23 protein-coding genes are annotated in these 25,810 nt (G+C 47.7%); 2 read left to right on the forward strand and 21 right to left on the reverse strand.

Annotated features, from left to right (window positions below; all coding sequences use genetic code 11):
* Positions 1–11: 11 nt before the first annotated feature.
* Both uvrB and DTOX_RS19190 read right to left on the reverse strand, forming a co-directional pair.
* Positions 12–2,036 carry an excinuclease ABC subunit UvrB gene (uvrB, locus tag DTOX_RS19185; protein ID WP_015759325.1) on the reverse strand — a complete coding sequence of 675 codons (2,025 nt, stop codon included), beginning with the start codon at positions 2,034–2,036 and terminating at the stop codon, positions 12–14.
* Positions 2,037–2,296: 260 nt separating this feature from the next.
* A complete protein-coding gene (locus DTOX_RS19190) occupies positions 2,297–3,634 on the reverse strand; it encodes a substrate-binding domain-containing protein (protein WP_042316263.1) in 1,338 nt (445 codons plus the stop codon).
* Positions 3,635–3,828: 194 nt separating this feature from the next.
* Here DTOX_RS19190 and DTOX_RS19195 point away from each other — a divergent pair, with 194 nt between their 5' ends.
* Positions 3,829–4,119 (forward strand): DUF2508 family protein, encoded by a 291-nt coding sequence (locus tag DTOX_RS19195; protein WP_015759327.1) that lies wholly within the window; start codon positions 3,829–3,831, stop codon positions 4,117–4,119.
* A gap of 17 nt (positions 4,120–4,136) precedes the next feature.
* Here DTOX_RS19195 and DTOX_RS19200 read toward each other — a convergent pair whose 3' ends face one another.
* The 15 genes from DTOX_RS19200 to DTOX_RS21745 form a co-directional block, all read right to left on the reverse strand.
* Positions 4,137–4,712: a uracil-DNA glycosylase gene (locus DTOX_RS19200; protein ID WP_015759328.1), complete on the reverse strand. Its 576-nt coding sequence runs from the start codon at positions 4,710–4,712 to the stop codon at positions 4,137–4,139.
* Positions 4,713–4,914: 202 nt separating this feature from the next.
* A complete protein-coding gene (locus DTOX_RS19205) occupies positions 4,915–5,103 on the reverse strand; it encodes a CooT family nickel-binding protein (RefSeq protein WP_015759329.1) in 189 nt (62 codons plus the stop codon).
* 45 nt (positions 5,104–5,148) lie between these two features.
* The gene (locus DTOX_RS19210; protein ID WP_015759330.1) at positions 5,149–6,420 is read right to left on the reverse strand and encodes a PDZ domain-containing protein; all 1,272 of its coding nucleotides are present in this window, start codon (positions 6,418–6,420) and stop codon (positions 5,149–5,151) included.
* A 57-nt stretch (positions 6,421–6,477) separates the two neighbouring features.
* Positions 6,478–7,629 (reverse strand): S41 family peptidase, encoded by a 1,152-nt coding sequence (locus tag DTOX_RS19215; protein ID WP_015759331.1) that lies wholly within the window; start codon positions 7,627–7,629, stop codon positions 6,478–6,480.
* A gap of 180 nt (positions 7,630–7,809) precedes the next feature.
* Complete coding sequence (locus DTOX_RS19220; RefSeq protein ID WP_015759332.1) at positions 7,810–8,940, reverse strand: murein hydrolase activator EnvC family protein; 1,131 nt, start codon at positions 8,938–8,940, stop codon at positions 7,810–7,812.
* Positions 8,941–8,957: 17 nt separating this feature from the next.
* Positions 8,958–9,848, reverse strand: coding sequence for a permease-like cell division protein FtsX (ftsX, locus tag DTOX_RS19225; RefSeq protein ID WP_015759333.1), 891 nt, complete (start codon positions 9,846–9,848; stop codon positions 8,958–8,960).
* Positions 9,830–10,525 (reverse strand): cell division ATP-binding protein FtsE, encoded by a 696-nt coding sequence (ftsE, locus tag DTOX_RS19230; protein WP_015759334.1) that lies wholly within the window; start codon positions 10,523–10,525, stop codon positions 9,830–9,832. The genes ftsX and ftsE overlap by 19 nt, the downstream gene beginning before the upstream one ends.
* A gap of 163 nt (positions 10,526–10,688) precedes the next feature.
* Complete coding sequence (locus DTOX_RS19235) at positions 10,689–11,630, reverse strand: transketolase family protein (RefSeq protein WP_015759335.1); 942 nt, start codon at positions 11,628–11,630, stop codon at positions 10,689–10,691.
* Between the two features lie 30 nt (positions 11,631–11,660).
* Positions 11,661–12,479, reverse strand: a complete 819-nt coding sequence (locus tag DTOX_RS19240) for a transketolase (RefSeq protein WP_015759336.1) — start codon at positions 12,477–12,479, stop codon at positions 11,661–11,663.
* Between the two features lie 30 nt (positions 12,480–12,509).
* A complete protein-coding gene (locus DTOX_RS19245; protein WP_015759337.1) occupies positions 12,510–13,382 on the reverse strand; it encodes a YitT family protein in 873 nt (290 codons plus the stop codon).
* Positions 13,383–13,991: 609 nt separating this feature from the next.
* Positions 13,992–15,093 (reverse strand): peptide chain release factor 2 gene (prfB, locus tag DTOX_RS19250; protein ID WP_015759338.1). Its coding sequence is split into 2 segments (ribosomal slippage): positions 13,992–15,023 and positions 15,025–15,093, totalling 1,101 coding nucleotides; the frame shifts between segments, so codons are not numbered across the junction.
* 16 nt (positions 15,094–15,109) lie between these two features.
* Positions 15,110–17,728, reverse strand: a complete 2,619-nt coding sequence (gene secA, locus DTOX_RS19255) for a preprotein translocase subunit SecA (protein ID WP_015759339.1) — start codon at positions 17,726–17,728, stop codon at positions 15,110–15,112.
* A gap of 177 nt (positions 17,729–17,905) precedes the next feature.
* The gene (gene hpf, locus DTOX_RS19260; RefSeq protein WP_015759340.1) at positions 17,906–18,439 is read right to left on the reverse strand and encodes a ribosome hibernation-promoting factor, HPF/YfiA family; all 534 of its coding nucleotides are present in this window, start codon (positions 18,437–18,439) and stop codon (positions 17,906–17,908) included.
* Positions 18,440–18,566: 127 nt separating this feature from the next.
* On the reverse strand, positions 18,567–18,764 hold the full coding sequence (locus DTOX_RS19265; RefSeq protein ID WP_015759341.1) for a cold shock domain-containing protein: 198 nt from the start codon (positions 18,762–18,764) through the stop codon (positions 18,567–18,569).
* Positions 18,765–19,073: 309 nt separating this feature from the next.
* A complete protein-coding gene (locus tag DTOX_RS21745) occupies positions 19,074–19,883 on the reverse strand; it encodes a L,D-transpeptidase family protein (protein ID WP_052292973.1) in 810 nt (269 codons plus the stop codon).
* 241 nt (positions 19,884–20,124) lie between these two features.
* Here DTOX_RS21745 and DTOX_RS19275 point away from each other — a divergent pair, with 241 nt between their 5' ends.
* Positions 20,125–21,138, forward strand: coding sequence for a VanW family protein (locus DTOX_RS19275; RefSeq protein ID WP_015759343.1), 1,014 nt, complete (start codon positions 20,125–20,127; stop codon positions 21,136–21,138).
* A 109-nt stretch (positions 21,139–21,247) separates the two neighbouring features.
* Here the strand turns inward: DTOX_RS19275 and DTOX_RS19280 are convergent, their stop codons facing one another.
* From DTOX_RS19280 to DTOX_RS19295, 4 genes are all read right to left on the reverse strand, one after another.
* Positions 21,248–22,711: an aminotransferase class I/II-fold pyridoxal phosphate-dependent enzyme gene (locus tag DTOX_RS19280; RefSeq protein ID WP_015759344.1), complete on the reverse strand. Its 1,464-nt coding sequence runs from the start codon at positions 22,709–22,711 to the stop codon at positions 21,248–21,250.
* A gap of 76 nt (positions 22,712–22,787) precedes the next feature.
* Positions 22,788–23,222 (reverse strand): EamA family transporter, encoded by a 435-nt coding sequence (locus DTOX_RS19285; protein ID WP_015759345.1) that lies wholly within the window; start codon positions 23,220–23,222, stop codon positions 22,788–22,790.
* Between the two features lie 131 nt (positions 23,223–23,353).
* On the reverse strand, positions 23,354–24,097 hold the full coding sequence (locus tag DTOX_RS19290) for a ComF family protein (protein WP_015759346.1): 744 nt from the start codon (positions 24,095–24,097) through the stop codon (positions 23,354–23,356).
* Positions 24,087–25,784: a GGDEF domain-containing protein gene (locus DTOX_RS19295; protein WP_242652635.1), complete on the reverse strand. Its 1,698-nt coding sequence runs from the start codon at positions 25,782–25,784 to the stop codon at positions 24,087–24,089. The genes DTOX_RS19290 and DTOX_RS19295 overlap by 11 nt, the downstream gene beginning before the upstream one ends.
* Positions 25,785–25,810 lie beyond the last annotated feature (26 nt).

A 25,810-nucleotide genomic window follows, 5' to 3' on the forward strand; every position in this document is an offset into this window, starting at 1 on the left:
GTCCGGCATAGTTAATAAGCTATCTCCCCGTCGTCGGGTATGGCTGCTTTAATGTTTTTCTCACCGCGTAATTTTAGCCGCAGTTCGATAATAGTATCCCTTAATCTGGCTGCCTGCTCGAATTCCAACTGCCTGGCTGCCTCTTTCATCTCTTTTTCCATCCCGGCAATCATTTTTATTAAATCCTTTTTGGACATCTTCGCCTTACCGGAGACAGCATAAGGCACCTTGCTTTCAGCCACCTTAGTAGCTTCCAATACATCGCGCACCGCCTTGCGCACTGTTTGCGGCGTAATATTGTATTTTTCGTTGAAGTCCAGCTGCTTTTTGCGGCGGCGTTCAGTCTCATTGATCGCTTTGGACATAGATTCAGTAATCCTGTCCGCATACATAATCACCTTACCCTCCACATTACGGGCCGCCCGGCCTGTAGTCTGGATCAGTGAACGCTCGGAGCGCAGGAAGCCTTCCTTATCCGCGTCCAGTATAGCCACCAGGCTTACTTCAGGCAAATCCAGGCCTTCGCGCAAGAGGTTAATTCCCACCAGCACGTCAAAAACACCCAAACGCAAATCACGCAGTATCTCCATCCGCTCCAGCGTATTGATGTCGGAATGCAGGTAACGCACTTTTACCCCGTTTTCTTTGAAGTAATCAGTTAAATCCTCGGCCATTTTCTTGGTCAGGGTAGTTATAAGAACTCTCTCATCACGTTTTTCTCTCAGTCGGATTTCCATCAGCAGATCATCAATCTGTCCTCTGGTCGGGCGAATGATAATTTCCGGGTCAACCAAACCGGTGGGGCGAATTACCTGTTCCACAATTTGCCTGTGATGTTTTAATTCATAAGCACCGGGAGTTGCTGAAACATATATAACCTGTTTAACTCTCTCCTCAAACTCATTAAACTGCAGGGGACGGTTATCCAGTGCGGAAGGCAGGCGAAAACCGTGTTCAATCAACGAGGCTTTCCGCGACCTGTCCCCCTCGTACATGCCGCCAATTTGTGGCACAGCCACATGCGACTCATCTATAAACATAATGAAATCATCAGGAAAATAATCCAACAAAGTATAGGGGGGCTGGCCCGCCTCCCTGCCGGTCAGGTGTCGGGAATAGTTCTCAATCCCGTTGCAAAAGCCCATCTCCCTCATCATCTCAATATCATAGTTAGTTCTCTGCTCAAGGCGCTGCGCTTCCAGCAGCTTATCCTGTTTTCGCAGCTCGGCCAACCTTTGCTCCAGCTCTGACTCAATACGGCTGATGGCCTCCTCCATTTTCTCCTTGGAGGTGGCGTAGTGGCTGGCCGGAAAGACAGAAATATGCTGGCGCTGCCCGGTTATCTCACCGGTCAGAACGTCAAACTGCAAAAGTTTTTCCACCTCATCCCCAAACATCTCCACTCTGATAGCCTGCTCAGTGGCAGCTACCGGAAAAATTTCTATGACATCGCCCCGCACGCGAAAAGTGCCGCGGGTAAAGTTTATGTCATTGCGCTCATACTGGATATCCACCAGCTTGCGCAGTATGGCATCCCTGTCATATTCCACTCCCTGCCGCAGAGAAAGCACCAGCGTGCTGTATTCCTCCGGGTCACCCAGGCCGTAAATACAGGAAACACTGGCTACAATGACTACATCCCGCCGCTCAAACAGTGCACAGGTGGCAGAGTGGCGCAGTTTGTCTATCTCATCATTGAGGGAAGAATCCTTTTCTATATAGGTATCGGTATGGGCTATATAAGCCTCCGGCTGGTAGTAGTCATAATAACTGACGAAATATTCAACTGCATTGTTGGGAAAGAACTCTTTGAACTCGGAGCAAAGCTGGGCTGCCAGTGTCTTATTGGGTGCCAGAATCAGGGCAGGCCTTTGCACTTCTTCTATTACTTTAGCCATGGTATAAGTCTTGCCGCTGCCGGTAACTCCTAAAAGTATCTGTTTATCATATTTTTTACCCAACCCGTCTACCAACTGAGCAATAGCCTGAGGTTGGTCTCCCCTGGGTGTAAATTCGGATCTTATTTTTAAATCCATTTTTATCATCCTTAAAGTAAATTGATCTGCATTATATTATATCATATTTTTGCCCGAAAATCGCTTAAAGCAGCTTTCGAGCAGCCACAGGTGCTCGTGCTCGATTATACAATGACTTATCGGCAAATCCATCATAAGCATAATTCACCAAAACAATATAAAAGCGTGCCTTTCGGCACGCCCCGCTTTGTTATGAACCGGCAAAAGTAAAAATAGACCTTCAACAACTAAAACTGTCTATGTTCACACTTACTGCCTTACTAACCTCCGCTGCTCACATTGGCTCCGCCTGACTGCTGGCTGTCACCCGAACTCTGCCGGCCGCCGCCGTCTTTGCTTTCGATGGACTTTATCTCACCGTTTAATTCTACCTCCATGGTTTTACCGTCCTGAGTGGTTATTTTTAGAGTAGTCTTTCGTTTGCCGGACTGCCCTTGAGCACCCGATTGGCTCTGCCCACCGGAACCACCCTGGTCACCCGAATTTTCCCCGCTGCCGCCCTGCTCACCGCCACCCTGTTTTTCTCCTGAGTGGCTTGAGCCGCCGCTTTGCTGATCAGACTTATCGTTCTGCTCATTTCCGCCACCCGAACCGCTTGCCCTCTCACCCAATAAATAAAGATCCTTCATGGTGATTAAGCGTACCGGGGTTATTTTTGTCGCCACATCATATTGACCGTTGGGGACATGGCCCGTATACTGCCAGTGGCCTGTTTTGGCCAGTTCAACCGCCGCGTCAGTTATGTACTGGGCCAGCAGCTCCGGCGAATTGTCCACCTCAGCGTCATGCTGGCCGGAAGCAATACCCCGGACTGATTTACTGTCCGCACCCACGCCTACCGTTACCACCTGAGCCGCTAAGTTTCTTTCTGTCAGCACCTGTACCGCAGCCATAGCCAGTCTGCTGTCATTGGCCAGCACCGCATCCAATTTACCGGCAGCCAGAGTGTTTTCAACCGCGACCCGGGCCAGGCCCGGATCAGCCCGCAAATTGCTCTGCACCTTCAAATCGGCTACCCGCTTATCTCCTTTTAAGACTGCTTCATTAGCAGCGGTAATTTCACGCGCGGCCAGGTCGGAGGGATCACCCTGCAGCACCAGTATACGCAAGCCCTCTGTTTTCCCGCCGGCGGCAGACTGCTCTAAAGCATAGCGGGCCTGCAGTTCTCCCACCCTGCCATGATCGGAAGCTACATAAGCATCCAACGGCGTATTGGCAGGCAGTGTTTCGAGAGCCACTGTTTTAATTCCTTTTTCCGTTAAAGTGCGGGCTATAGCCGGCCCTGCTGAAGGGTCAACTGCCTGCAGGATAACAGCCTTAACCTTTTTCTTTACTAACTCATTTATTTGCTCTTGCTGTTTTTCGGCATCATTGCCGGCATCCTGCCAGGTAAAACTTATCCCTTCCTTTTGAGCCCTCTCGGTCATAATTTTTTTTATAATTCGATTCCCGTCCCTCTCCATATCAGCTAAACAGACTCCTATTTTTACCTTCTGGCTAACAGGTTTCTGTTCACCCTTATCCGGACAACCGGTGAGAAGAAAGGCTACAAAAAATATAACCGGCAACAACACTTTCCTGGAGCAACTTCCCCACATCAGCATCACCCCAAAATATATCTGCTGCCGTTAGTATGCTTTAGAACAGGCAAAATTATATTGTTCATCCAAACCGGATGAGTAGCACATTTTTCTATTTTGCTTCTATTGAAAAAATTTAGTGCATAAAATAATGTCAATACAAATATATCCAGAAACACAAACAACGGTTCAATATTTTTGGAGGTGTGACAATGAAAATGTTCTGGTATACCTATATCTACCCTAAACAACAGATAACAAATCCTTTATTGAAAGAAGCCGAGGAAGCCCGCCGGGAATGGCAGCTGGCACTGCAGCAAATTAATCAGGCAACCTGCCATAACATGCTGGATCACATAATCTACAAGATCAGCTCCGCCGAACGAAAGTTCGTTGCCCTGTTAAAACAAGCCAGGGAAGAAGGCTTAACCTCCTGGCCCGGCGAATTGCAAGAAATCTATACCCAGCCGGAAGCTCTGCCGGAAACCGGTATTCAAGAATAGTTAAATTCCTGTTAACCCTATCCCAGTCCAAGCTCATCGTACTTAGCTCTGATAGCCTTTAAGTCCTCCCAAACCAAAACCTTTTTAGCCGGATCCCGCAGCAAGGCTGCCGGGTGAAAAGTAGCAATCATCCAGTAACCTTTTTTTTCATACCACTGTCCCCTGATTTGCGTGATCCCGGAAACGGTATCCAGCACATGCTTGACTGCGGTAGCGCCAAGACACACGATTATCCGAGGCTTTATAATCGCCACCTGAGCGCGCAGGAAAGGAAGACAGGCCGCCGCCTCCTGCCGGTCAGGCACACGGTTGCCGGGCGGCCGGCATTTAACCACATTACAAATCATAGCATTGGTATGCCGGCTCAAACCTATGGCGTCAAGCATTTTATCCAGCAGCACCCCGGCCCGTCCCACAAACGGCCTGCCCTGCTCATCCTCCTGCTGCCCCGGTCCTTCCCCGATAAACATAATGCCGGCTCCAATATACCCTTCCCCAAAAACCACGTTCGTTCTTTTTTCAGACAGTGCGCAGCCTGTGCACTGCAAACATTTTTCCTTTAAATCATTCCACAATTTAATTTTTTCTTCCATTTAAATAATTACCCCTTAAAATTCTAAAATTATATTTATTATGTTTTCTACAAAATATAGCCTGATCCTGCTTGGAAACCGGAAATGCAGGCAGGTATGTATGAAACAAGCAATAAACCCGTACCACTATGACAACAAGTGATACGGGTTTCTTTTGGGAATTTGATTAACCATAACTTCCTTCGGTCAGCCCCTGCTGCAACTATTCCTTCTCCAAGATAATCCTGTGATCAACCAAAGCCAGTTCTTTAATCTTAGCTTTGATAAGTTTACGCCGCCCGAAAATATCCTCTAACATCAAGCCGTCCTCTTGAGGTACTACCTTGTCCACCATCTCCAGCAAAAGCTCTTCTTTACCGTCTTCTACTAAATAAGCATTGGCTTCACACATAATCCTCACCTCTACTTTGATTATAAAGGAGTTTTCCTGTTGCTGTCAACTTCTTATTTTCTGCCACAAATTCATTAATCTGCGCCTGAGCGGACTATGCGCGGCAATCTCCACGTATTCGCCCTCATTTCCCGCCGGCACAGGCAAAATACCAAAAGTTTGTCCCGGCTTCAAGTAGACAGTAACTCTCCTCAACTGCCTTTCTCCGGCTTTTAGATAAGCCAGTTCAGATACAATGTAAGACGTCTCCAGCAAGAAGTCCAGGCTTTCTCTATCCGCAACCGGCCGGCCGTTAATCTCAACAACCGAGTCTCCCGAGCGAAGTCCCGCCCGCCAGGCGGGCGTATCAGGAAACACATCCAGAACCATCAGCCCGGGACCTTTAGCCGCATATAGAGGTGGACTGACAAGCTCCACCTGTTTACCGATAAAAATGACCAGTTCATGTCCCAAAGGCGCGAATAAAGCAGCCAGCAAAGCCAGAAAGCGGGACCGGTCGGCCACCAGCGCCAGCAGCAGCAGGATCAGACTGTACAAACCCAAAAAAAAGGCCGACATTCTGCTTTTCTGGTTGGGAGTTCTGGCAATAGCCACATCACCGTAACCCAAGCCGGCAACTACCGGCAGCAGGGTATAAATGAAGCTGTTAGGATCACCCGGCAAACCCGATTTAATCAGGGGCCACCAGCCCGGCATATCCACGCCGTCAACCATCGCTCCCTGCCCGACTACCAGCAGCCCAACCAGAGGAATAGGCCAAAACTTCTGAAGAGTGAACCCCCCCACAATTCGCCCCACCCGGTTTTTGATATACACAGGAGAAGCGCCCAAGTGGCCGCTGGCCAGAATAAGCACGCTTTCCACCATATGCAGTACGGCTACCAGAGCAATTAACTGGGGTATATTTATCCGGGGAAAACCCAAAAGCAAGCTGCTCAAAGCCAAAATGCCGCCGGCATAAGCAAAGCAAAGAAATCTGGCATCAATCAGCATAAGTAAAATAGCCAGCGGCCACAAATAGAGCAACCCCGAACCGGAGAGAGTGAGCCCGATATAAACCATCAAAAGGCTGCCCAGCAACCCCCCCAGCAGGCCAAAACCTGTTGCTGCCAGAGTATCACGGATAAAACCGCTGCTGTTAAAAATATTTTTCAAAGAAAGAGTTTTTGTTTCCATCCCCGCAATTCTTTCTTTTTCTTTGTTTGTTCTCCGGTACTGAAAGGCAATCAAGAGTACAACCACCCAAAACAGATCATCCATTACTGCCCGGCTTATTCCATGTAAAATCAAGGGCAAAAGCTGACCCAACAAAGACATAACCCGCCACCTGCCTGTTTAAAGAAGCAATAACAACGCCAAGAAAAATAAGAATATTTATGATATCTTCTGCTTCATAATTTCTATAGCTTTTTCAAACTGCAAATCAGGCTGGGCATTTGGTTTCTGCTTAACCTCTACATCAGGCTCGATTCCTTTTTTATGAATATCCTTCTTTTTAGGAGTCAGATACCTGGCCGTGGTCAGCTTCAGGCCCGCCTCGTTATCCAGGGGAAATACCGTCTGCACAATACCTTTACCGAAGGTCTTTTCTCCGACAAGAGTTCCCGCGCCGGTATCCTTTATTGCCCCTGACAAAATTTCCGCTGCGCTGGCGCTGTTGCCATTCACCAGTACCACCAGCGGAAGTTTCACTCTATGCCCGTCCGCAGTAAAAGTCTGATCCTTGCCCACCCGGTAGTCTACATAAACAATGGGACCGGCCGGCAAAAAATAATTAGCCACCTTGGTAGCCGAAACCAATTCGCCACCCGGGTTGTCCCGCAGGTCCAAAATAATTCCCTTGATATCCTCTCTCTCTAAATCAGACAATACCTTATCCAACTCATCAGGAGTTTTCTCAGAAAACTGGCTAAGCACCATATAACCTATATCGGTACCCTCTATAACCTTGCCTTCCACAGTAGGAACACTGATTTCTTCCCTGACCAGATTAATTTCCAGCAATTCAGGCTCATGCTCTCTTTTTACTGTCAATTTAATTTTCGAACCAACCGCCCCTCGCATTAATTCCACCGCACTATCCAAATGTATTCCTTGCGCGTCCTGATCACCGATTTTTACAATCTTATCTCCGGCTTTAATCCCTTTTTTGGCCGCGGGAGTGTTGTCATAAACCCGCACTACTGTCAAATAATCATCCTTAACACCGACTAAAATACCTAAACCTCCGAAGGAACCCCTGATTTGCGCCTGGAGCTGCGCATAGGTCTTAGGTTCCAAGTAGACTGAATACTCATCATGCAAGGAATCAACCAAACCCTTAATCGCGCCGTCAATTAAATCAGACGTTTCAACCGGGTGTAAATATTGAGAACGCACCAGTGATATTACCCTCACCAGGTTTCCCATATGTTTATAGTTTACCGCTATTATCCCACCGGCAAATACAACACCGGCAAATAACAACACCGCCAGGCCAACAACAACTATTGACCATCTTGGCCCGGTACCAAATCTCCGCCTCACTATGCAACGTCACCTACCCTATTAGGATTTTTCACATACTTTATTATACTACACTAAGGTGGGAGAAATTACAACCGAGGCAAAAATAGCTCAAAGAAAATGCTTCCGATTTCGGAGATGAAACTAAACAAAGGCTGCTCCCGAAAGTCACGTCAAAGACCCGGGAACAGCCTCTTCATTTTACAAATACCCCATCGGGTTGACTGCGGAACCGTTGAGTCTTACTTCAAAATGCAGGTGCGGGCCTGTAGACATTCCGGTGCTGCCTACCTTGGCTATAACTTGTCCCCGGGTAACCTGCTGGCCGCTGCTTACAAGCTGTCGCGATAAGTGAGCGTACAGAGTGATTAATCCGCCCCCGTGGTTAATCATCACTATATTGCCGTAACCGGTCATGCTGCCCACTTGAATAACAGTTCCACTCTGAGCCGCCATTACACTGGTTCCGTTTGGCGCGGGAATATCTATACCGGAATGAAATTTCGCAGTACCTAAAACCGGGTGCTTGCGATAACCGAAAGGAGAAGATATACTGGTATAGCCGGACACAGGCCAAATAAACTGACCGGTATATTTCTTAATATCTTTATTCTGCTGCGCGCTCCTAATGGCAATCTGCCTTATGATTTCCTGTTCTTTAGCCTCCAGAGCATCCATTTCCGCTTCTTTCTTAGCCAAATCCTTATTGGCCTCGATCAGAAGCGTCTCCCGTTCAGCCTGACGGGCAGTCAAAGCATGCTTCGCGTCTTCCTGCCGCCTCTTTAGCTCATAAATGCGATTGCGCTCTTTTTCCACTTCCGCCTTCTGGCTGACAATAAGCTTGCGATCATTTTCGACCTGCTCAACTATAGCCGCGTCACGGGCCGCCACTCGTTTTAACATTTCATAGCGATTTACAAAATCACCGAAATCCTGGGAGTCAAGAAGAACAGCCAGATAGCTGACATTCCCGTTTACATATATATTCTTAATCCTTGTATTAAAAACCTCTTGTGTCTCCGCAAGCCTGGCCTCTACCTTTCTAAGCTCGTTAATGATACCCTGCAGCTTGTTCTGGGTAACACCTAATTTACCTTCCAACTCCCTGATTTCAACGCTAACCTGGTTGATAGACTGGTTGATTGATGCTAATTGAGAGGTAAAGTTCTTGATATCTGATTTATTTTCATTGACACCCTTCTGTGTCTGCTGTATCTGCGCACGGGTATCCTTCAGCTGTTGTTCCAGCGTTTTAGCACCGGCAGTACCAATAGCCGCACCCAACAGCACAACAGTCAGGCCCCAAGCAATTACCTTTTTGACCAACCTCACCGTTATACCCCCCGTTACTATACTTTTAAAAATTTTCTCATAGAAATCATGCTGCCTACCGAGCCAATAACCAGACCAAAACCCAGTAGACTGGCCAAATAAGGCAAAAGCTGCTGTTTGTCTGTGACCAAATTAACAAAAGGCAAAGTAAGCTGCATCTGTTTCACCAGTTCATAATAAACAAAGTGGAGAACTGTTAAAGCCAGTCCTGCCCCCAGCAATCCTAAAATTATGCCCTCCATAATAAACGGGAAGCGAACGAACCAGTTGGTCGCGCCTATAACCTTCATAATCCCGATTTCCTTACGACGGGCAAATACTGAGAGCCTGATAGTAGTAGCTATTAAAAAGACCGAGGCACCTGATAAAAGAACCATAGTCACCAATCCCGCCAGGCGCACCCATTTAGTAATCGCCAGCAATTTTTCCACAAAACCCTGACCATAGCGAACATCATCTATACCGGGCATTTTTTCTAATTGTTTGGAGATTTCAGCTACCTGGCCGGCATTTTCTGTCTTAATCCTGAAACCGTCCGGCAAAGGGTTGTTCTTCTTATCCAGACCATCCAGAATATCGGCCTTATCCTTTAGATTCTTTTTCATATCTTCCAGCGCCTGGTCCTTGGACACATACTGCACGCCGGACACACCCTGCAAATCACCGATCCCTTTTTCCAAATTTTTAATCTGGTCGGAAGAAACATTATCCTTCAAAAAAACACTGATTTCTACGGTTGATTCTACAGAACCCGCCAGCTGGTTGGCATTTAGAATTAATAGCAAGGAACTGCCCAGAATTAAAAGAGAAATAGTAACAGTGCCCATAGAAGCCAGAGAAAGCCAACTGTTGCGCACCAGAGAAGAAAAGGTCTCCCTGAAGTAGTAACCTATGGTGCTGAATCGCATAAACCATATTCCCCTCTTTCCTCATCACGCGCTATTTTACCGTTTGCTAAAGCAATAACCCGCTTGCGCAAAGTATCCACAATTTGTTTATCATGAGTAGACATTATGATAGTTGTGCCCCGGTTATTGATATCCTGAAAAAGCTTCATCAAATCCCAGGAAGTATCGGGGTCCAGGTTGCCTGTAGGTTCATCGGCTAAAATTAAAAGAGGATTATTGACTATAGCCCGCGCAATGCCAATTCTTTGCTGCTCTCCTCCGGACAACTGGGCGGGAAAAGCATCTGCTTTATGCAGCAAACCCACCAGTTCAAGCACCGGCGGCACCAGCCTTTTAATATCCCTGCGCGGTGCCCCGGTAACTTCCAGGGCAAAAGCCACGTTTTCCCAAGCTGTTTTTTGAGGCAAGAGACGGAAATCCTGAAATACCATACCAATAGTGCGGCGGTGATAGGGAACTTCCCTGCGTTTCATACGGCTTAAACTCTTTCCCCTGAAGATAATCTGTCCCCCGCTGGCTGCTTCTTCACAGAAAAGCAGCTTGCAAATGGTCGATTTGCCAGCCCCGCTGGGACCTACAAGAAAAATAAACTCTCCCTTGCTTATGTGTAGGGTGATGTCCGAAATGGCCTTTACATGATTGGGATAGACTTTGGTGACATTATAAAAATGGATCATCGACACACCACTTTCTACATATTTTCATCAAAAGAGCAATATTTACTTCAACTAATATAAATTCTACATTATAATTGAAAATCCTTCTCGTTACAACAAAAATGCATGGCGCATATCAGAATAAATCCGGTATGTCGTCGCCATGCTGATGACTTTTGCATTATTAGGCTTTTCTTTTTAATACCTCTTTAGCAGCACCGATCAAATGCTTTGCTGTCAAGCCATACTTTTCCAACAACTCGGCGGGCTTACCTGATTCGCCAAAGCTGTCCTTAATACCCACCCGTTTCAGCGGGACCTGGCAGTTTTCCGCCAACACTTCAGCCACCGCACTGCCCAGACCACCGATAATACTGTGCTCCTCGGCAGTCACTATGGCTCCGGTAGACTTAGCAGCCCTGATTACAGCTTCCTCATCCAGAGGCTTAATAGTATGCACATCCAACACTGCCGCTTCTATACCCTCGGCGGCTAATTGCTCTGCCGCTTCCAGCGCCGCGGCCACCATAATTCCCGTGGCAACCAGTGTTAAATCCCTTCCCTCACGCAGGCTCACCGCCCGCCCCGGCTTAAACTCAAAAGCATCACCGTGTATAACCGGCACACCCAATCGCCCCAGGCGAATATAAACAGGCCCGTCTATAGCCGCCGCCACCCGCACGGCAGCGTTTGTTTCCACTGCGTCAGCCGGCACAAAAACAGTCATATTCGGTATTGCCCGCATAATGGCGATATCCTCAACTGCCTGGTGGGACCCGCCGTCCTCGCCGACAGTAATCCCGGCATGACTGGCGCCGATTTTAACATTCAGCCTGGGATAAGCAATTGAATTTCTAATTTGCTCAAAAGCCCTGCCCGCCGCAAAAACAGCAAAAGTACTGGCAAAGGCTATTTTGCCTGAAGCAGCCAGGCCCGCCGCCGTACCCATCATATTTTGCTCAGCAATACCCATATTAAAAAACCTCTCGGGAAAATGCTTGCCGAAATCATAGGTCTTGGTGGATTTAGACAAATCCGCATCCAAAACCACAACATTCAGGTTCTCACGCCCCAACTGCAGCAACGCTTCACCATAAGCCTCCCGCGTGGCAATCTTCTTAGACATCTTATAAAAACCTCCTTAATAACCGCATGATTAAGCCAGTTCCGCCAAAGCCTTATCCGCCTCTTCCGGCTTGGGCGCCGCTCCGTGCCAGCCCGCCTGGTTCTCCATAAAGGACACCCCTTTGCCCTTAACAGTTTCAGCAATAATCATAGACGGTTGTCCTTCAACAGACCGCGCCTTTTCCAGAGCACCGATAATCTGGCTGAAATCATGCCCGTCGACAACCTGCACATGCCAGCCAAAAGCCTTCCATTTATCCGCCAGCGGCTCAGGCGACATAACCTCCCTGGTCGGCCCGTCTATCTGCAAGCCGTTATGATCCAAAAAAGCCGTCAGGTTGTCCAGCTTATAATGAGCGGCAGCCATAGCCGCTTCCCAGATCATACCCTCCTGGGTTTCACCGTCACCCAGCAAAGCATAGATGCGGTACTTCTTACCGTCCAGTTTAGCCGCCAGCGCCATACCGTTAGCGACAGAGAGCCCCTGGCCCAGCGAACCTGTAGACATATCCACGCCGGGCAGCTTGCGCATATCAGGATGACCCTGCAGACTGCTGCCCAGTTCACGCAAAGTCAACAGCTTTTCCTCCGGGAAAAATCCCCGCTCGGCCAGCGCGGCATAAACCACCGGAGCGGCATGTCCCTTAGACAAAACAAAACGATCCCGGTCCGGCAAATGCGGCTGCTGCGGGTCAACCTGCATAGCATGAAAATACAGAGCAGTCACTATATCGGCTGCGGACAAGGAACCACCCGGATGCCCTGACCCGGCCTTGCCAATCATGCGCACTATATGGCAGCGGATTTTCTTAGCCTTATCCTGGAGTTTTTTCAACAATTCGCCATCCATTTCAAGACCTCCATGTGTTTAATTTGCCATTCATTTCTTCCTGCCTTTGCGGCCAGTCCTTTTTTCTATGTATATTTCCTTAAACCCCTCGCCTAAAACCTCATGCACATTGGTTAAAATAACAAAGGCATTAGCATCCGCCGCATACACAATCTCCTTCAACTGACTCACTTCGGACCGGTTTACCACCGACAACAGCACCGGGCGATCAATACCGGTATAGAGTCCCTTGCCCTGCAATGCGGTAACGCCCCGGTCCATCCTGTTCAAAATCAATTCAGCAATTTCTTCGGCTTTATCCGATATAATAATAAAAGCCCGGGCATAACTAATCCCTTCCTGCACCAGGTCAATCAGCCAGGAGGTCAGAAAAATAGTAATCAAAGCGTAAAGAGCCAGTTCCGCCGAGTCAAAAACAATACCCGCCGCCAGCACCACCCCTGCATCCACCAGAAACAGCAGCTGCCCGATATTAATCCCGGTGTAAGTGCGAATTATGGCAGCCAGCAAATCAGTCCCCCCGGTAGTACCCTTATGGCGAAAGACCAGACCGACACCCAACCCGGTCAAGACCCCCCCGTAAAGACCGGCCAGCATAACATCATGCGTAGGCACCGGCACCAGCGGGGCCAGCAAATCAATAAAAACTGACGTGGCAATCGTTCCATATAACGAGCGAAAGCCAAACCCCAACCCCAGCCGGTATATGCCCAATAAAAAAAGAGGCACATTCAAAACCAGCATAACCATACCCACCGGAAGATTAAACAGAAAATGCAGAATAGTAGCTATACCGCTTACCCCTCCGGCAGCAATCTTATTGGGAATCAAAAACATATCCAAACCCAGGGCCGTCAGAATAACTCCGACAGTAACCCCCAGGAATTCATAAACACGCTTCATTTTTTCAACTCCCAAACAACAGCACCAATAAGTGTATCATACCCCCAAAAAGCATCTCTATCAAATTTTCATTCAATCCCTAAAAAAACCAGACTAAACATAGGTACATAGGGGGTGCTTTGGTTATTCCAGCGCAGTGCATGGCGGAGCGCAGGCTAACGGCTCTTAGGCTTACTATGGGTAACCGAACTTAGAGCACCGGCAGTGCACAGCAACAGATCTAAAATCCAAAACCAAAAGCAGCAATAAACATTACTAAGTTTAAGCAAACCAACGCGCACATCGAGGGGCTCTTAGTTCGGTCCATAGTAAGTCTTAGAGACGTCCTGCGCGCAGCCCTAAACGAAGTCGGAATAACCAAAGTGCCCCGGTAATGCCAAAACCCATCTCCACATACGCTCAAAAAAAACAGCTAAACATAGGTCCGTAAGGGGTGCTTTGGTTATCCCAGCGCAGGCCTAAACAAAGTCGGAATAACCAAAGCGCCCCCTGTGAAAAAGCCGATCACATTATGCGTGCAAGTTATGGCAACCTACTAACCATTCGAGCACAAATCCCAAATTCCTGCCTAAACTCGACATATTACCAAAAAAAAATAGAGGTTGCCCTCTATTTCCGAACCTGCCAAAGCAAAAAAGCCGCCATAAATTTATCCAGTTCCCCATTCATCACAGCCTCAATATTGCCCGTTTCCGCCCCGGTACGGTGATCCTTAACCAAACTATAAGGATGAAACACATAAGAACGAATCTGGCTGCCCCAGGCAATTTCCTGGTGGTCGCCCCGCAAAGAAGCCATCTCAGCCTCTTTTTTCTGCAGTTCCAATTCCGCCAGCTTTGCCTTCAATAGTTTCATAGCCGAATTGCGGTTGGATAACTGCGATCTCTCATTCTGACAGGAAACCACGATCCCGGTGGGCAAATGAGTAATGCGCACAGCCGAGTCAGTTTTGTTCACATGCTGCCCACCGGCCCCACCGGCCCGAAAAGTATCTATTTTTAAATCCTCAGTTTTTATTTCAATATCCACATCCTCATCCACCTCCGGCAAAACCTCCACCGAAGCAAAAGAGGTGTGCCTGCGGCCCGCCGTGTCAAACGGTGAAATGCGCACCAGCCGGTGCACCCCTTTTTCCGACTTTAAATAACCGAAAGCATTGGGACCGACAATCTCAACCGTAACGCTCTTTATGCCGGCCTCATCACCGGACAGCATATCCAAAACAATGACCCGGTACCGGTGATCTTCCGCCCAGCGGGTAAACATGCGCAGCAGCATTTCCACCCAATCCTGAGCCTCAGTGCCGCCGGCCCCGGCATGCAATGAAATAATGGCGTTTCCCCTGTCATACTCGCCGCTGAGCAATACATCAAGCTCCAACTCAGAAACCCGGAGCTCAAGTTGTTTGAGATCCTTAGCGGTTTCCCGCAAGGCAATGTCGTCGTCCTCTTCCTGAGCCAGCTCAGCCAGCACCTCCAGATCCTCCAGTGACTGCCTCAACTCACCATAAAGGCTTACCGAATCCTTGAGCACTGCCTGCTGCCGGGAAATTTTTTGAGCCTGGGCCTGATCATCCCAAAAACCGGGCGCCATCATCAGCTTATCTAATTTTTCTATCTCCGACTCTTTACCGGCAATGTCAAAGAGAAACCCTCAAATCTGCCACACGACCGGATAATTCCTCCAGCGTCTTTTTAATCTCTGTGTACATGACACACTTCCCTTCTTTATTTGCCCCGGCCGCAGCACTTCTTATATTTCTTGCCGCTGCCGCAGGGACACTGATCATTGCGACCCACCTTATCCTCTTTTCTTACAGGTTGCTTCGGGCCGTCTTCATAGCGGTTCTCAGTCACCTGCACCGCCTTTTGTTCAGGCGGCTGCACCAAAACAACCCTGTAAACATAACGCACAACATCTTCCTGAATAGAGTCAATCATATTCTGAAACATTTCATAGCCTTCAAACTTATACTCTACCAGGGGATCCTTCTGACCGTAGGCCCGCAGGCCCACGCCTTCCCGCAGCTGATCCATGGCATCCAGGTGATCCATCCATTTCTCATCCACAATCTTGAGAATAACCACCCGTTCCAATTCACGCATGGTCTCATAACCCAGCTCGGCTTCCTTGGCATTATAAATATCCAGGGCTTTCTCCAGAATAAAATCTCTTAGATCTTTCTTGCCTCGGTCTTCCAACTCCCCGACAGTCAGATTATGATCAGGCAGGAAAAGCTGTTCCGCCTGCTCCAACAGGCCCGCCAGATCCCATTCCTCCTGGTAAACACCTTCCGCAGCATATACGTTCAGCACATTATCAACAACTTTTTCAATCATCTGGCGAACGTTTTCCTGCATATTTTCACCGGCCAGCACTTCCCGCCGCTGCTTGTAAATAAGCTCCCTTTGCTGGTTCATCACATCATCATACTGCAGCACATGCTTACGGGCATCGAAGTTGCGGCTTTCCACGCGTTTCTGGGCGGTTTCGATAGACTTGGTGATCAAAACATGCTCAATGGGCACATCTTCTTCCAAACCCAGCTTATCCATAAGGCCTGAGATATTCTCCGCACCAAAAAGCCTCATTAAATCATCTTCCAGGGAACTGAAAAACTGGCTGGAGCCAGGATCTCCCTGACGACCGCCGCGGCCCCGCAGCTGGTTGTCAATTCTCCGGCTTTCATGTCTCTCCGTACCCATTATATGCAGACCGCCCAGATCGAGCACACGGTTGCGCTCTTCTTCCGTCAGCCGCCTATACTTTTCCAGAATTTCAGCACATTCCTGCTTCTGCTCTTCAAGACTAAGTCCCTTGGAACGGATTTCCGCCTGGGATAAAAACTCCGGGTTGCCCCCCAGCAAAATATCAGTACCCCGGCCAGCCATATTGGTAGCAATAGTTACTGCTCCAAAACGCCCGGCCTGAGCTACGATTTCCGCTTCTTTCTCATGAAACTTGGCATTTAAAACCTGGTGGGGAACACCTTTTCTCTTCAGCATGGCGCTTAAAACTTCTGATTTCTCGATAGAAATAGTGCCCACCAGTATAGGCTGGCCGTTGGCATGACGCGCGGCGATATCCTCAACCGCCGCGTTGAATTTAGCATTCTCAGTCTTATACACCACATCCGGCATATCTTTTCTGATATTGTCCTTATTGGTGGGAACAACCACCACATCCAACCCGTAAATCTTGCGGAATTCCTCTTCTTCAGTAGCCGCAGTACCGGTCATACCGGCCAGCTTGTTATACATGCGGAAATAATTCTGAAAAGTAATAGTAGCCAGTGTCTGTGATTCCCTCTCGATATGCACTCCTTCCTTGGCCTCTATGGATTGGTGCAGCCCGTCGCTGTAGCGGCGGCCGAACATCAAACGACCGGTAAACTCATCGACAATAATTACCTGACCCTCTTTGACCACGTAATCACGGTCCTTCTTCATCAGCGCGTGAGCTTTTAAGGCCTGGTTCAAATAATGATTGAGCTGCATATTGGAATCATCGAAAAGATTGCCCACACCCAAAAGCTTTTCCGCATGCGCCACGCCCTCTTCGGTCAGGGCCACTGTATGCGCCTTCTCATCTACAGTATAGTCTTTTTCCACTGTCAGCCTGGGCACCAGTTTGGCAAAAGTATAATAGTGATCTGTGGCTTTATCTGCCTGGCCCGAGATAATCAGCGGTGTGCGGGCCTCGTCAATTAAAATGCTGTCCACCTCGTCCACAATGGCATAATTTAATTGCCGCTGCGCCAGGTGCTCCGGGTGAACAGCCATATTATCCCTCAAGTAATCAAAACCAAACTCATTATTAGTACCGTAAGTAATATCAGAACCATAAGCCGTCTTGCGCTCGTATTGATCCAGACCGTGCACAATGAGACCCACGGAAAGTCCCAAAAACTTGTAAATGTGTCCCATCCACTCACTGTCACGACGGGCCAAATAATCGTTAACCGTGACCACGTGTACGCCTTGACCGGTGAGAGCATTTAAATATACCGGCAGAGTTGCCACCAGAGTTTTACCTTCACCGGTCTTCATCTCAGCTATGCGGCCCTGGTGCAGCACCATCCCGCCGATCAGCTGAACATCAAAATGCCTCATGCCCAGCACCCGCCTGGAGGCCTCGCGCACCAAGGCAAAAGCCTCCGGCAGCAAGTTATTTAAATCTTCGCCTCGCTCCAGGCGATCCCTGAAAACTATCGTCATATTCTGCAGCTCTTGATCAGCAAGCCCCGTCAGGCCGGCTTCCAGAGCATTTATTTTATCTATCTCGCGCTGCAATTTTTTCACTTCTCTGGCATTATCATCAAACCAATCACGAATAAACCTTAACATTACTGGCCACCTTTCGCCCGCAGGCACCGAAATTATGCGGCAAATTCAACTAATATAGAAGTTGTGCAGAAAAATTCTGTAAAAAATAGTATTTAACCGCTGTTTAATTTTAGCACTACCCCGTAAAAGTTGCAAGCCGCAGGAACTAAATCCTACGGCTTGCAAAAACAAATAAAACTATGCCTCCGGCTCAATCAAGCCGTAATTTCCATCCTTGCGCTTGTAAACAACATTCGCCCGGTCACTATCAGCATTGGAAAATACAAAAAAGGAATGTCCCAGCAGATTCATCTGCAAAACAGCTTCTTCCACTGACATGGGCTTCATGTTAAAGCGCTTGTTGCGCAGTATTTTCGGCGCATCATCATCAACGGCAGCCTGTGTCTCACTGACATACGGCACACCATTTAAAGCCCGGCCCCGTCTGGACAACTTGCCCTTAAAGCGGTTGATTTGCTTTTCCAGCTTCTCCACCACTAAGTCAATTGAGCTGTACATATCACCGGTAGTTTCTTCGCCACGCAGGATCATTCCGTTTACGGGAATGGTTACTTCCACGCGATGCGACTCTTTCTCCACCTTCATGGTAACCTGGGCCTCACCAAAATGATAGTTGTCTGCAAACTTGTCCATCTTGCTCAGTCTTTTTTCCACATAGTCTTTAAGAGCCGGAGTTACCTGAATATTTCTGCCTCTTACCTGTACATCCATTCATACCAACTCCTCTACCTCTGTATATAGTTAGTATTGCCCTAAATATATAAAAACCTGTAATCTCATTTTATATATAAATAATTTATTAAAGCCCCAGTATATAACCAGGGCTTCGGGTACAATGTTATACTTTCATGACGTTTGCCGCTTGCGGCCCACGAGCACCTTCAACAATGTCAAATTCTACTTCTTGGCCTTCTTCCAAGGTTTTAAAGCCCTCGGACTGAATAGCTGAGAAGTGTACGAAAACGTCACCGCCGTCTTCTCTCTCAATAAAACCGTACCCTTTTTCTGCGCTAAACCATTTAACCTTACCTAACATTCTAAAACATTCCTCCTACAATAAAATCCCGTGAACTCATAATCACGTACACCTATGTTAGCACATAGCCATAGTACTGTCAAGGCTTACCACTAAGTAAGTGACTAAAATATTCTTCTTATATGCCCAGTTGTTAAAAAATAATTTTTCTTGTGGAATATTGCCTGTGGATATTGTGGATAACCCTGTTAATAACTTTAAATACAACAGCTGAGGTTGTGATTATTTTGTTGTTTTTTGAAAAAACGTGTTAGATTAGCTCATCTTAGAGGCATGCTACTTGCTTACGTCTTATTTATATTTTTCTAATTATTTAGTTATAATCACGGTAGTCCCCACACTGACATAATCATAAAAATCTTCCACATCCCCGTTGGACAGGCCTATACAACCCCAGGTCCAGTCCTTGCCGAAGGATGGGATGTCTCCCCCGTGGATTCCTACACCACCGCCTAAAGCTGTACGCTGGGGCGGTATTTTACCTGCATTAATAGCATTTACGATGGAATCCCCGGTCTGAGAATTGATTAAACCCTGACGAACTCCCCTGCCGGCATCCTCCGCATTGGGGTAACTGAGTCTCATCCATCTGGTTCCAAGATAATAGTCGGCAGGTGAAAGGACGGACTTCTCAGCTATATAGAAAGTGCCTTCCGGTGTTTTAAGATCGCCCTGAACCTGCTTATCAGCCAGGCCGCCGGAACCGATATCCACAGGATAAGTCTTTAGCCAGGTATTTTTGTAAACTATGGAAAGGCTATGATTCGTTTTATTTATTACAATCTTCAAGGTGCTCCAAGGATCAGTTATCCCTCTCTCGGCCAATATTGCTTTAAGCGATTTGGCTTTAGACTGACCGGTTGATGAGTTAAGGGGAATGATTAAGACCTGACCGGCTGCCAGCCAGTCTGACTTCAAACCGTTGGCTTGCTTTAAAGCCGCAACCGGGATGCCGTATTTACCGGCAATAATAAAGAGTGAGTCCCCGGCTTTTACAGTATACCGTTCGGCTCCGGAAGAGGCCTGAGCCGATATACCGGAATTTAACGAATAAAAAATTGCTGCCAGCATAATAAGGCCCGCCAAAACCAAAGCGAAATAACTAATTTTTTGCTTCATCAAAAAAGCATTTCCTCCTTTATTGAGCCCTGTTCAGAGCAAATAATGAGCATAGCCTGTCTTTTTCTTCATCATCCAGCTTATACTCTGATAATTTTCGTTATAATTAGATATTTTCCTGCTGGTAAGTAAGGGATTTGAATGATTAAATTGTTAGGCTTTTTACTTGCTAAAACGGTGTGGTTTGAGCATACTAATAAAGCATTTTTTGCTTCAAATTGTAGAGCGGGGGATTGGTTTAATGAAGAAATGCAAATTACTGTTTTTTCTTTTAATTTGCTTGGCCTGCCTCATTAGTTCCGGCATTTTGCAAATTACGCGCACGTCAAGGGGAATAAATCCGGGAACAACAAAGTTTCCGGGACTTTTTCCGGTTGCTGAGACAGCACAGGTGAAAAAAACCAATGAAGATGCCGCTAAAAAGCCATCGACACAAGAGGAAGAGGATTTTTTTGAGGGGTTTGAGGGTATGGACAAAGCCTATGACGGCCCGCTCCCCTGGCTGGAAAACAGCTCGTTTCAGGAATCCGTAAAAAAATACCAAACACCGGTTTTGATGGCGGCCTACAGAGCCTCCTTGCCTGACCCGATTATGGCTGAAGGATATAATATCGGATTGGCAGCACAGCAGCTGGCAGGCACAGTGGTGCAGGCAGAGGAAGTTTTTTCTCAAAATCACACCCTCGGACCCTACATCGAGTCTAAAGGCTATAAGGCAGGCCCAACCTATTCCGGCAACCAGCTGATTACCACTGTGGGTGGCGGAGTATGCAAGATTGCTTCTATGCTCTATAATGTAGTGACTTTCTGTGATTTGAAGGTTATTTCACGCAGCCCTCATTCCATGACTGTGCCCTATGTCCCGCCGGGCCAGGACGCCACTGTTTACTACGGCTGCAGAGACTTTTCCTTTTTTAATGACAGCGGCCGGCCTATTCTTATCTGGGCACAAAAAGAAGGCGACACGCTTTATATGGCTTTTTACGGGCAAAAAAGGGCACCGGCTGTAGTTTGGCACCACAAGATTATCAGTCATAATAAAATGTGGACGGAGAGAAGATACAATTCTTCACTGCCGCCGGGTCAAGAAAATATAGTTAATCCCGGGCAAAACGGGTTAACGGTAAAATCCTGGGTCACTATAATAGGAGCCGGGGGCGAGATCACTGAAAAGAGCAAAGGTATCAGCTATTATAAACCCAGCCCCCGTGTAATTGAGTACGGTCCTCCCAGTGCTCATGAGGATGACGGCTAATCTCATGATTTCTTAATGTCTCTAAGAATTGCCCCAATGTTTTTCGAATCTTTTATTGGCACCAAACCTTAAAAAAGTTCAGTAAACTCGGAGATGTGCCAAGGAGCGGCTACTTTACCACACGTATAGTTTTTAGCTCAGCATCGCAACAGCCTTGAAAATGCATGCCCAGATTTCTCATTACAACCAGGTAATCCACTATCTCACGGCTCACCCTCTCTCCCGGGCAAATAACGGGAATACCGGGCGGGTAACAGGCAATCACCTCATTGCAGACCCGTCCCACAGACTCCTCAAGGGGCAGCGCTATAACAGCGGAGCGAAAGGCTTCCGCGGGAGTAAGCACACTTTCCGGTGTTGACGGTATAATCAAGCTGTCCCGCTCAGTTGTTTTCCCGCCGGCAGACAATCCGGCATAACCCTGGCTCAAGTCTTTTAAAGCATTAATAAGGCGCTCTATATCTTCCTGACTGTTGCCAAAGGATACGATAAAAAGCAGGTTCCGCATATCGGACATCTCTACCTGAATACTGTGTTTTTCCCTCAGTAATTTTTCTGCCGCCAGACCGGTGAGCCTGAGCCGCTTGACTGAAACGGTCACCTTGGTCTGATCCAGACCGTAAACGCCTCTTTTGCCGGTTATCTCAAAACCAAAGGCAGACAACCCGTCAACGGCAGCAACTCCGTCTCTCAATAATTGAGACAGATGCAGCGATTTTTCTATTAGCTGCCCGCCGTATTGCGCCATTTGTGCTACAGCAGCTTCGAGGGAGGCCAACAAAAGATAAGACGTGCTGGTACTCTGCAGCAGTCTCAGAGTTGCTTCCAATCTCTCCATGTTCACGCGTTTACCCTTCAGGTGCAGCATGGAAGCCTGGGTAAAGGCCGACAATAACTTGTGGGTTCCCTGTACAACCGCGTCAGCACCGGCAGACAGAGAAGTTTCCGGCAGTCTTTCATGAAAAATAAAGTGCGGGCCATGTGCCTCATCCACCAGTAAAGGGATATTGCGGGCATGCACAATTTCAGCGATGGAAGCAATATCCGAAGTGATGCCTTGGTAGGTAGGGTTGACTACCAGAACAGCCTTGATATCCGGATGCGTTTGGAGGCAATTGCTGATAATTTCCGGATCGGTACCCAAAGAGATTTGCCAGTCACTGTCATATTCCGGGCTATAAAAGACAGGTACGGCACCGCTTAATATAATACCGCTTAATATAGACCTGTGCATATTTCTGGGCACCAGGATTTTATCCCCCGGGCCGCAAACCGTTATTACCAGAGCTTGCAAACCACAGGAACTGCCGTTGATCAAAAAATATGTTTTATCCGCCCCATAGACTGAGGCGGCAATAGACTGCGATTCTTTAATCACGCCCTGTGTCTGGTGCAGATCATCCATGCCGGGAACATTAGTCACATCGGCAGCCAGCACTTTACCGCCCAGAAAACCTTTCAGGCAGCTTGTGTTATCCGCTCTTCCTTTATGACCGGGCATGTGAAACCTGATAACCCCATCATTTATATATTTTTTCAAAGCATTTATTATGGGTTTTTGCGTCTCGCCCAAACAATTTCCACCTCGTTTTTGCATATAGATTCACTTTTCTATATATGCAAAAAAACAGGGATTTGCTACCTTCTTTCTAATTGCTTAAAGATATAAAAATAAGCCCGGTAATGATAAAAACCGCCCCTATTAATTGAGCACCGGTAACAGGCTCACTGAGGAAAATATAGCTTAAGAACATAGTCACCAGAGGCGAGCAGGCCATAATCAGAGTAACATAGTTAATATTGCCCCACTTTAAGGCGGCAAAATAAGCCAAGTCACCTACCAGGGTAGCTAAAACCGCCTCAATAGCAATAAAAGCCCAGAACAAAGGGGGTACGGCAAAAACCTGGCTAAAGAACTGGTTGTATTTCCAGAAACCTACCAGCCAACCCAGCACCAGAGTGGCAGCCATCAGAGTGCGAATGCAAAGAGCGGTTACAGGATCTATTCTAAACAGGCCCAGTTTGCCAAAAAGCGGGGCCAATCCCCAGCACAGCATACCTAAAAAAGCATAAAGAAAAACCATCAGGATACCCCTTCCTTTCGGAAACCTTTCCCAACGATTATTCTTTATGCTTCAACTTATACTAATAGAACAAATCCTATTTTCATATTAATCCATGAAGGTCAAATTATAATAAACCTCTGTCGCACCTTTTATTTATACCTGCCGGCAGCCAGCGTCAATCCCACTATCTCCCCGGCTCCTCCAACTGTCAGCGTCCTGGCTACGGCGGCAAGAGTGCTGCCTGTCGTGAAAATGTCATCAACGACGACAATTTTTTTACCTCTTAAATCGGAGCCGGCCAAATTAAAAACCCCGCTGAGATTGGCTTCCCTTTCCGAACGGCTAAGACCGACCTGTGACGGGGTATCAATTACTTTAACCACAGCAGACTGCACGGGTAGTTTTATAATTTTACCAAGTTCTTGAGCCAGCAGTTCCGCCTGGTTATAACCTCTCTGCCGCTGTTTCTTCACGGTCATGGGCACAGCCACGATAATCTCCGCACCTGCAAAACACTCCTCTCCGGAGTACAGCTCGGCCAGCAAACCGGCCAACGGCCCAACCATCCATCTGGCGTTATAATATTTAAGCTGCCGTACCGCTTCCTTTAGCAGCCCTTCATACGCACCTGCCGACCTTGCGGCGGCAAAAGGCCAGCTGCCGCCGGAGGAACACTCGGGACATCGATCGGAGAAAATATCCTCCGCCCCGGGATAAGGCAACAAATAACGTCCACATAACTTGCAGACAGGCTCACACCGGTAACTCTCGATCATATTCCGGCAAAGCGGGCACAGGCTTGCCACCTGCTTACGCCTGACACCGCACAGAACACAAACAGGAGGGTGGGGCAGCAGCAGATCGGTTAAACCTTCGATTAATTTACGTAGCATCTTTGTAGCCCTCTAACTTGGCAAAATCAACAATCCTGTTTTTACCGTTCTTTTTTGCTTTCTTGACCGCCTGCCCGGCTTTTTTAAATAGATCACCCAGATCACCGCCGTCACGGGGAAACACAGCCAGTCCTATACTCAAGGTCAGCCTGACAAAGTTATCCTCCCCCGCAGCAAAGCTATAACCCATAACCTCCCGCCTGAGTCTGTCCGCCACCTGTCGGCTGAGCTGCTCACCTGCCGCGGTTAATACAAGAGCAAACTCCTCTCCCTCGCATCGACCGATAATCGCATTCTCCTCCGAATACCTCGACAGCAGCTGGCCCAACTGTGATAAAACAGCGTCTCCCGCCGCATGACCGTACCTGTTATTAATATTATTAAAATTATCCACATCAACAAGCATTAAAACAAATTCTTTCTTTTCCCGCAAGGCCCGTTCAAATTCAGCCTGAGCCAGCAAGAAAAAATACCTGCGGTTATAAAGCCCGGTCAGCGGATCCCTGGATGCCATGGACTTCAATCTCTTATGCATTGAGGTTTGAGTAATGGCTACTTTAACCTGACCGCTCATAATCATCATCAGCTGCATATTGCCCTCATCAAAAGCATTCTGGCGCTTGTCCCCCAGGGCGATAATACCCACCGCCTCACCTTCTGTCAAAAGGGGAATGACCAGCAGGGAGCGCTGGTTCTGCACCCAGCCTTGCTCAGCCTTCAAACGATAGCCGGCCCGTCCTTCAAAAATAATTTTCGGCCTGCCTGTTTCGGCCAGCTGCCCGAGGATTCCCTCCCCACCGTCCAAAGCCTGCCGCCTGATCAATTCTGCCTGGGGACTAATCACAGCCCCGGGCAAAAACTGCTTTCTTTCCCCGGACCAAACATAGATAACCCCGGTATGAAAAGGTATTACCCGGCGGGCCTGGGCCAAAATAATACCCAGCATTTCCTCCAGAGACTCCCGGCCGCCCAGACGGCGGGCTACCTCATACAGTGCCGTCAATTCCCGGTTAGCCAGAGCCAGGTTAACATATATCCTTAAAATCAACTGCATGACCAGCACGGGCAAAAAAAACAGTGAAGAGCCGTAGATGCCTATATTTTTGTACAACAAGGCTATCAATATCCCAAAAGGCACAGCCAAAAGATAAGTAAACCCGTCCCACTGCAGAGTATCAGCCATATTTAGAATAAGATGATTGTGCCGGAAAGGTCGCTGGTAGATATACAGAAGCAAGTTATTAATGAGAAAAAAAGTACAAATAAAGGCCAACAGGGGCGCGGCATTCTCATAGCTCAAACCGCCCTGCCTGCCGCCCAGAAAGCTATAAACTTCAGCCGACCCTACCGCAGCCAAAACATACATAGAGGCATTAAACAAAATAGCCCGAACCGGGTTGCCCCGGTTAGCAATGCCCTGGCCAACCAGTATAGCCAGAAAACTAATCCACACGGCAGTGGGACCTCCATATATAACAAAAGCAGCCAAGACTACGGCAAACCCCGCGGAAAGCTGCCCCTGAGGAAAAGTCACCGCAACACATTCGGCTAAAATACCCAGAAACAGCATAATCAATAATTCATTAATCAAATCCTGGTTAATTTTATAAAAATAAGTTTTTAAAAAGTATCCCGCACAGCCAATTACCAGCCAGGTATAAAATATATGGGCTAGGCCTCTCTTCATCTTCACCGTCATCACCCCCGCAATAT

Origin of the sequence: Desulfofarcimen acetoxidans DSM 771 (genome assembly GCF_000024205.1) — a bacterium.
Lineage (GTDB): Bacteria > Bacillota > Desulfotomaculia > Desulfotomaculales > Desulfofarciminaceae > Desulfofarcimen > Desulfofarcimen acetoxidans.

What these genes read in the sequence shown, in the direction of transcription:
- hpf (WP_015759340.1), bottom strand. Translation starts at nt 18,439, where the DNA reads ATGGATGTACAGGTAAGAGGCAGAAATATTCAGGTAACTCCGGCTCTT.
- uvrB (WP_015759325.1), bottom strand. Translation starts at nt 2,036, where the DNA reads ATGGATTTAAAAATAAGATCCGAATTTACACCCAGGGGAGACCAACCT.
- DTOX_RS19200 (WP_015759328.1), bottom strand. Translation starts at nt 4,712, where the DNA reads ATGGAAGAAAAAATTAAATTGTGGAATGATTTAAAGGAAAAATGTTTG.
- DTOX_RS19290 (WP_015759346.1), bottom strand. Translation starts at nt 24,097, where the DNA reads ATGCTACGTAAATTAATCGAAGGTTTAACCGATCTGCTGCTGCCCCAC.
- DTOX_RS19245 (WP_015759337.1), bottom strand. Translation starts at nt 13,382, where the DNA reads ATGAAGCGTGTTTATGAATTCCTGGGGGTTACTGTCGGAGTTATTCTG.
- DTOX_RS19190 (WP_042316263.1), bottom strand. Translation starts at nt 3,634, where the DNA reads ATGTGGGGAAGTTGCTCCAGGAAAGTGTTGTTGCCGGTTATATTTTTT.
- ftsX (WP_015759333.1), bottom strand. Translation starts at nt 9,848, where the DNA reads ATGCGATTCAGCACCATAGGTTACTACTTCAGGGAGACCTTTTCTTCT.
- DTOX_RS19235 (WP_015759335.1), bottom strand. Translation starts at nt 11,630, where the DNA reads ATGTCTAAGAAGATTGCCACGCGGGAGGCTTATGGTGAAGCGTTGCTG.
- secA (WP_015759339.1), bottom strand. Translation starts at nt 17,728, where the DNA reads ATGTTAAGGTTTATTCGTGATTGGTTTGATGATAATGCCAGAGAAGTG.
- DTOX_RS19210 (WP_015759330.1), bottom strand. Translation starts at nt 6,420, where the DNA reads ATGTCTTTGTTGGGTCAGCTTTTGCCCTTGATTTTACATGGAATAAGC.
- DTOX_RS19285 (WP_015759345.1), bottom strand. Translation starts at nt 23,222, where the DNA reads ATGGTTTTTCTTTATGCTTTTTTAGGTATGCTGTGCTGGGGATTGGCC.
- DTOX_RS19265 (WP_015759341.1), bottom strand. Translation starts at nt 18,764, where the DNA reads ATGTTAGGTAAGGTTAAATGGTTTAGCGCAGAAAAAGGGTACGGTTTT.
- DTOX_RS19205 (WP_015759329.1), bottom strand. Translation starts at nt 5,103, where the DNA reads ATGTGTGAAGCCAATGCTTATTTAGTAGAAGACGGTAAAGAAGAGCTT.
- DTOX_RS21745 (WP_052292973.1), bottom strand. Translation starts at nt 19,883, where the DNA reads ATGAAGCAAAAAATTAGTTATTTCGCTTTGGTTTTGGCGGGCCTTATT.
- ftsE (WP_015759334.1), bottom strand. Translation starts at nt 10,525, where the DNA reads ATGATCCATTTTTATAATGTCACCAAAGTCTATCCCAATCATGTAAAG.
- DTOX_RS19240 (WP_015759336.1), bottom strand. Translation starts at nt 12,479, where the DNA reads ATGGATGGCGAATTGTTGAAAAAACTCCAGGATAAGGCTAAGAAAATC.
- DTOX_RS19195 (WP_015759327.1), top strand. Translation starts at nt 3,829, where the DNA reads ATGAAAATGTTCTGGTATACCTATATCTACCCTAAACAACAGATAACA.
- DTOX_RS19295 (WP_242652635.1), bottom strand. Translation starts at nt 25,784, where the DNA reads ATGAAGAGAGGCCTAGCCCATATATTTTATACCTGGCTGGTAATTGGC.
- DTOX_RS19275 (WP_015759343.1), top strand. Translation starts at nt 20,125, where the DNA reads ATGAAGAAATGCAAATTACTGTTTTTTCTTTTAATTTGCTTGGCCTGC.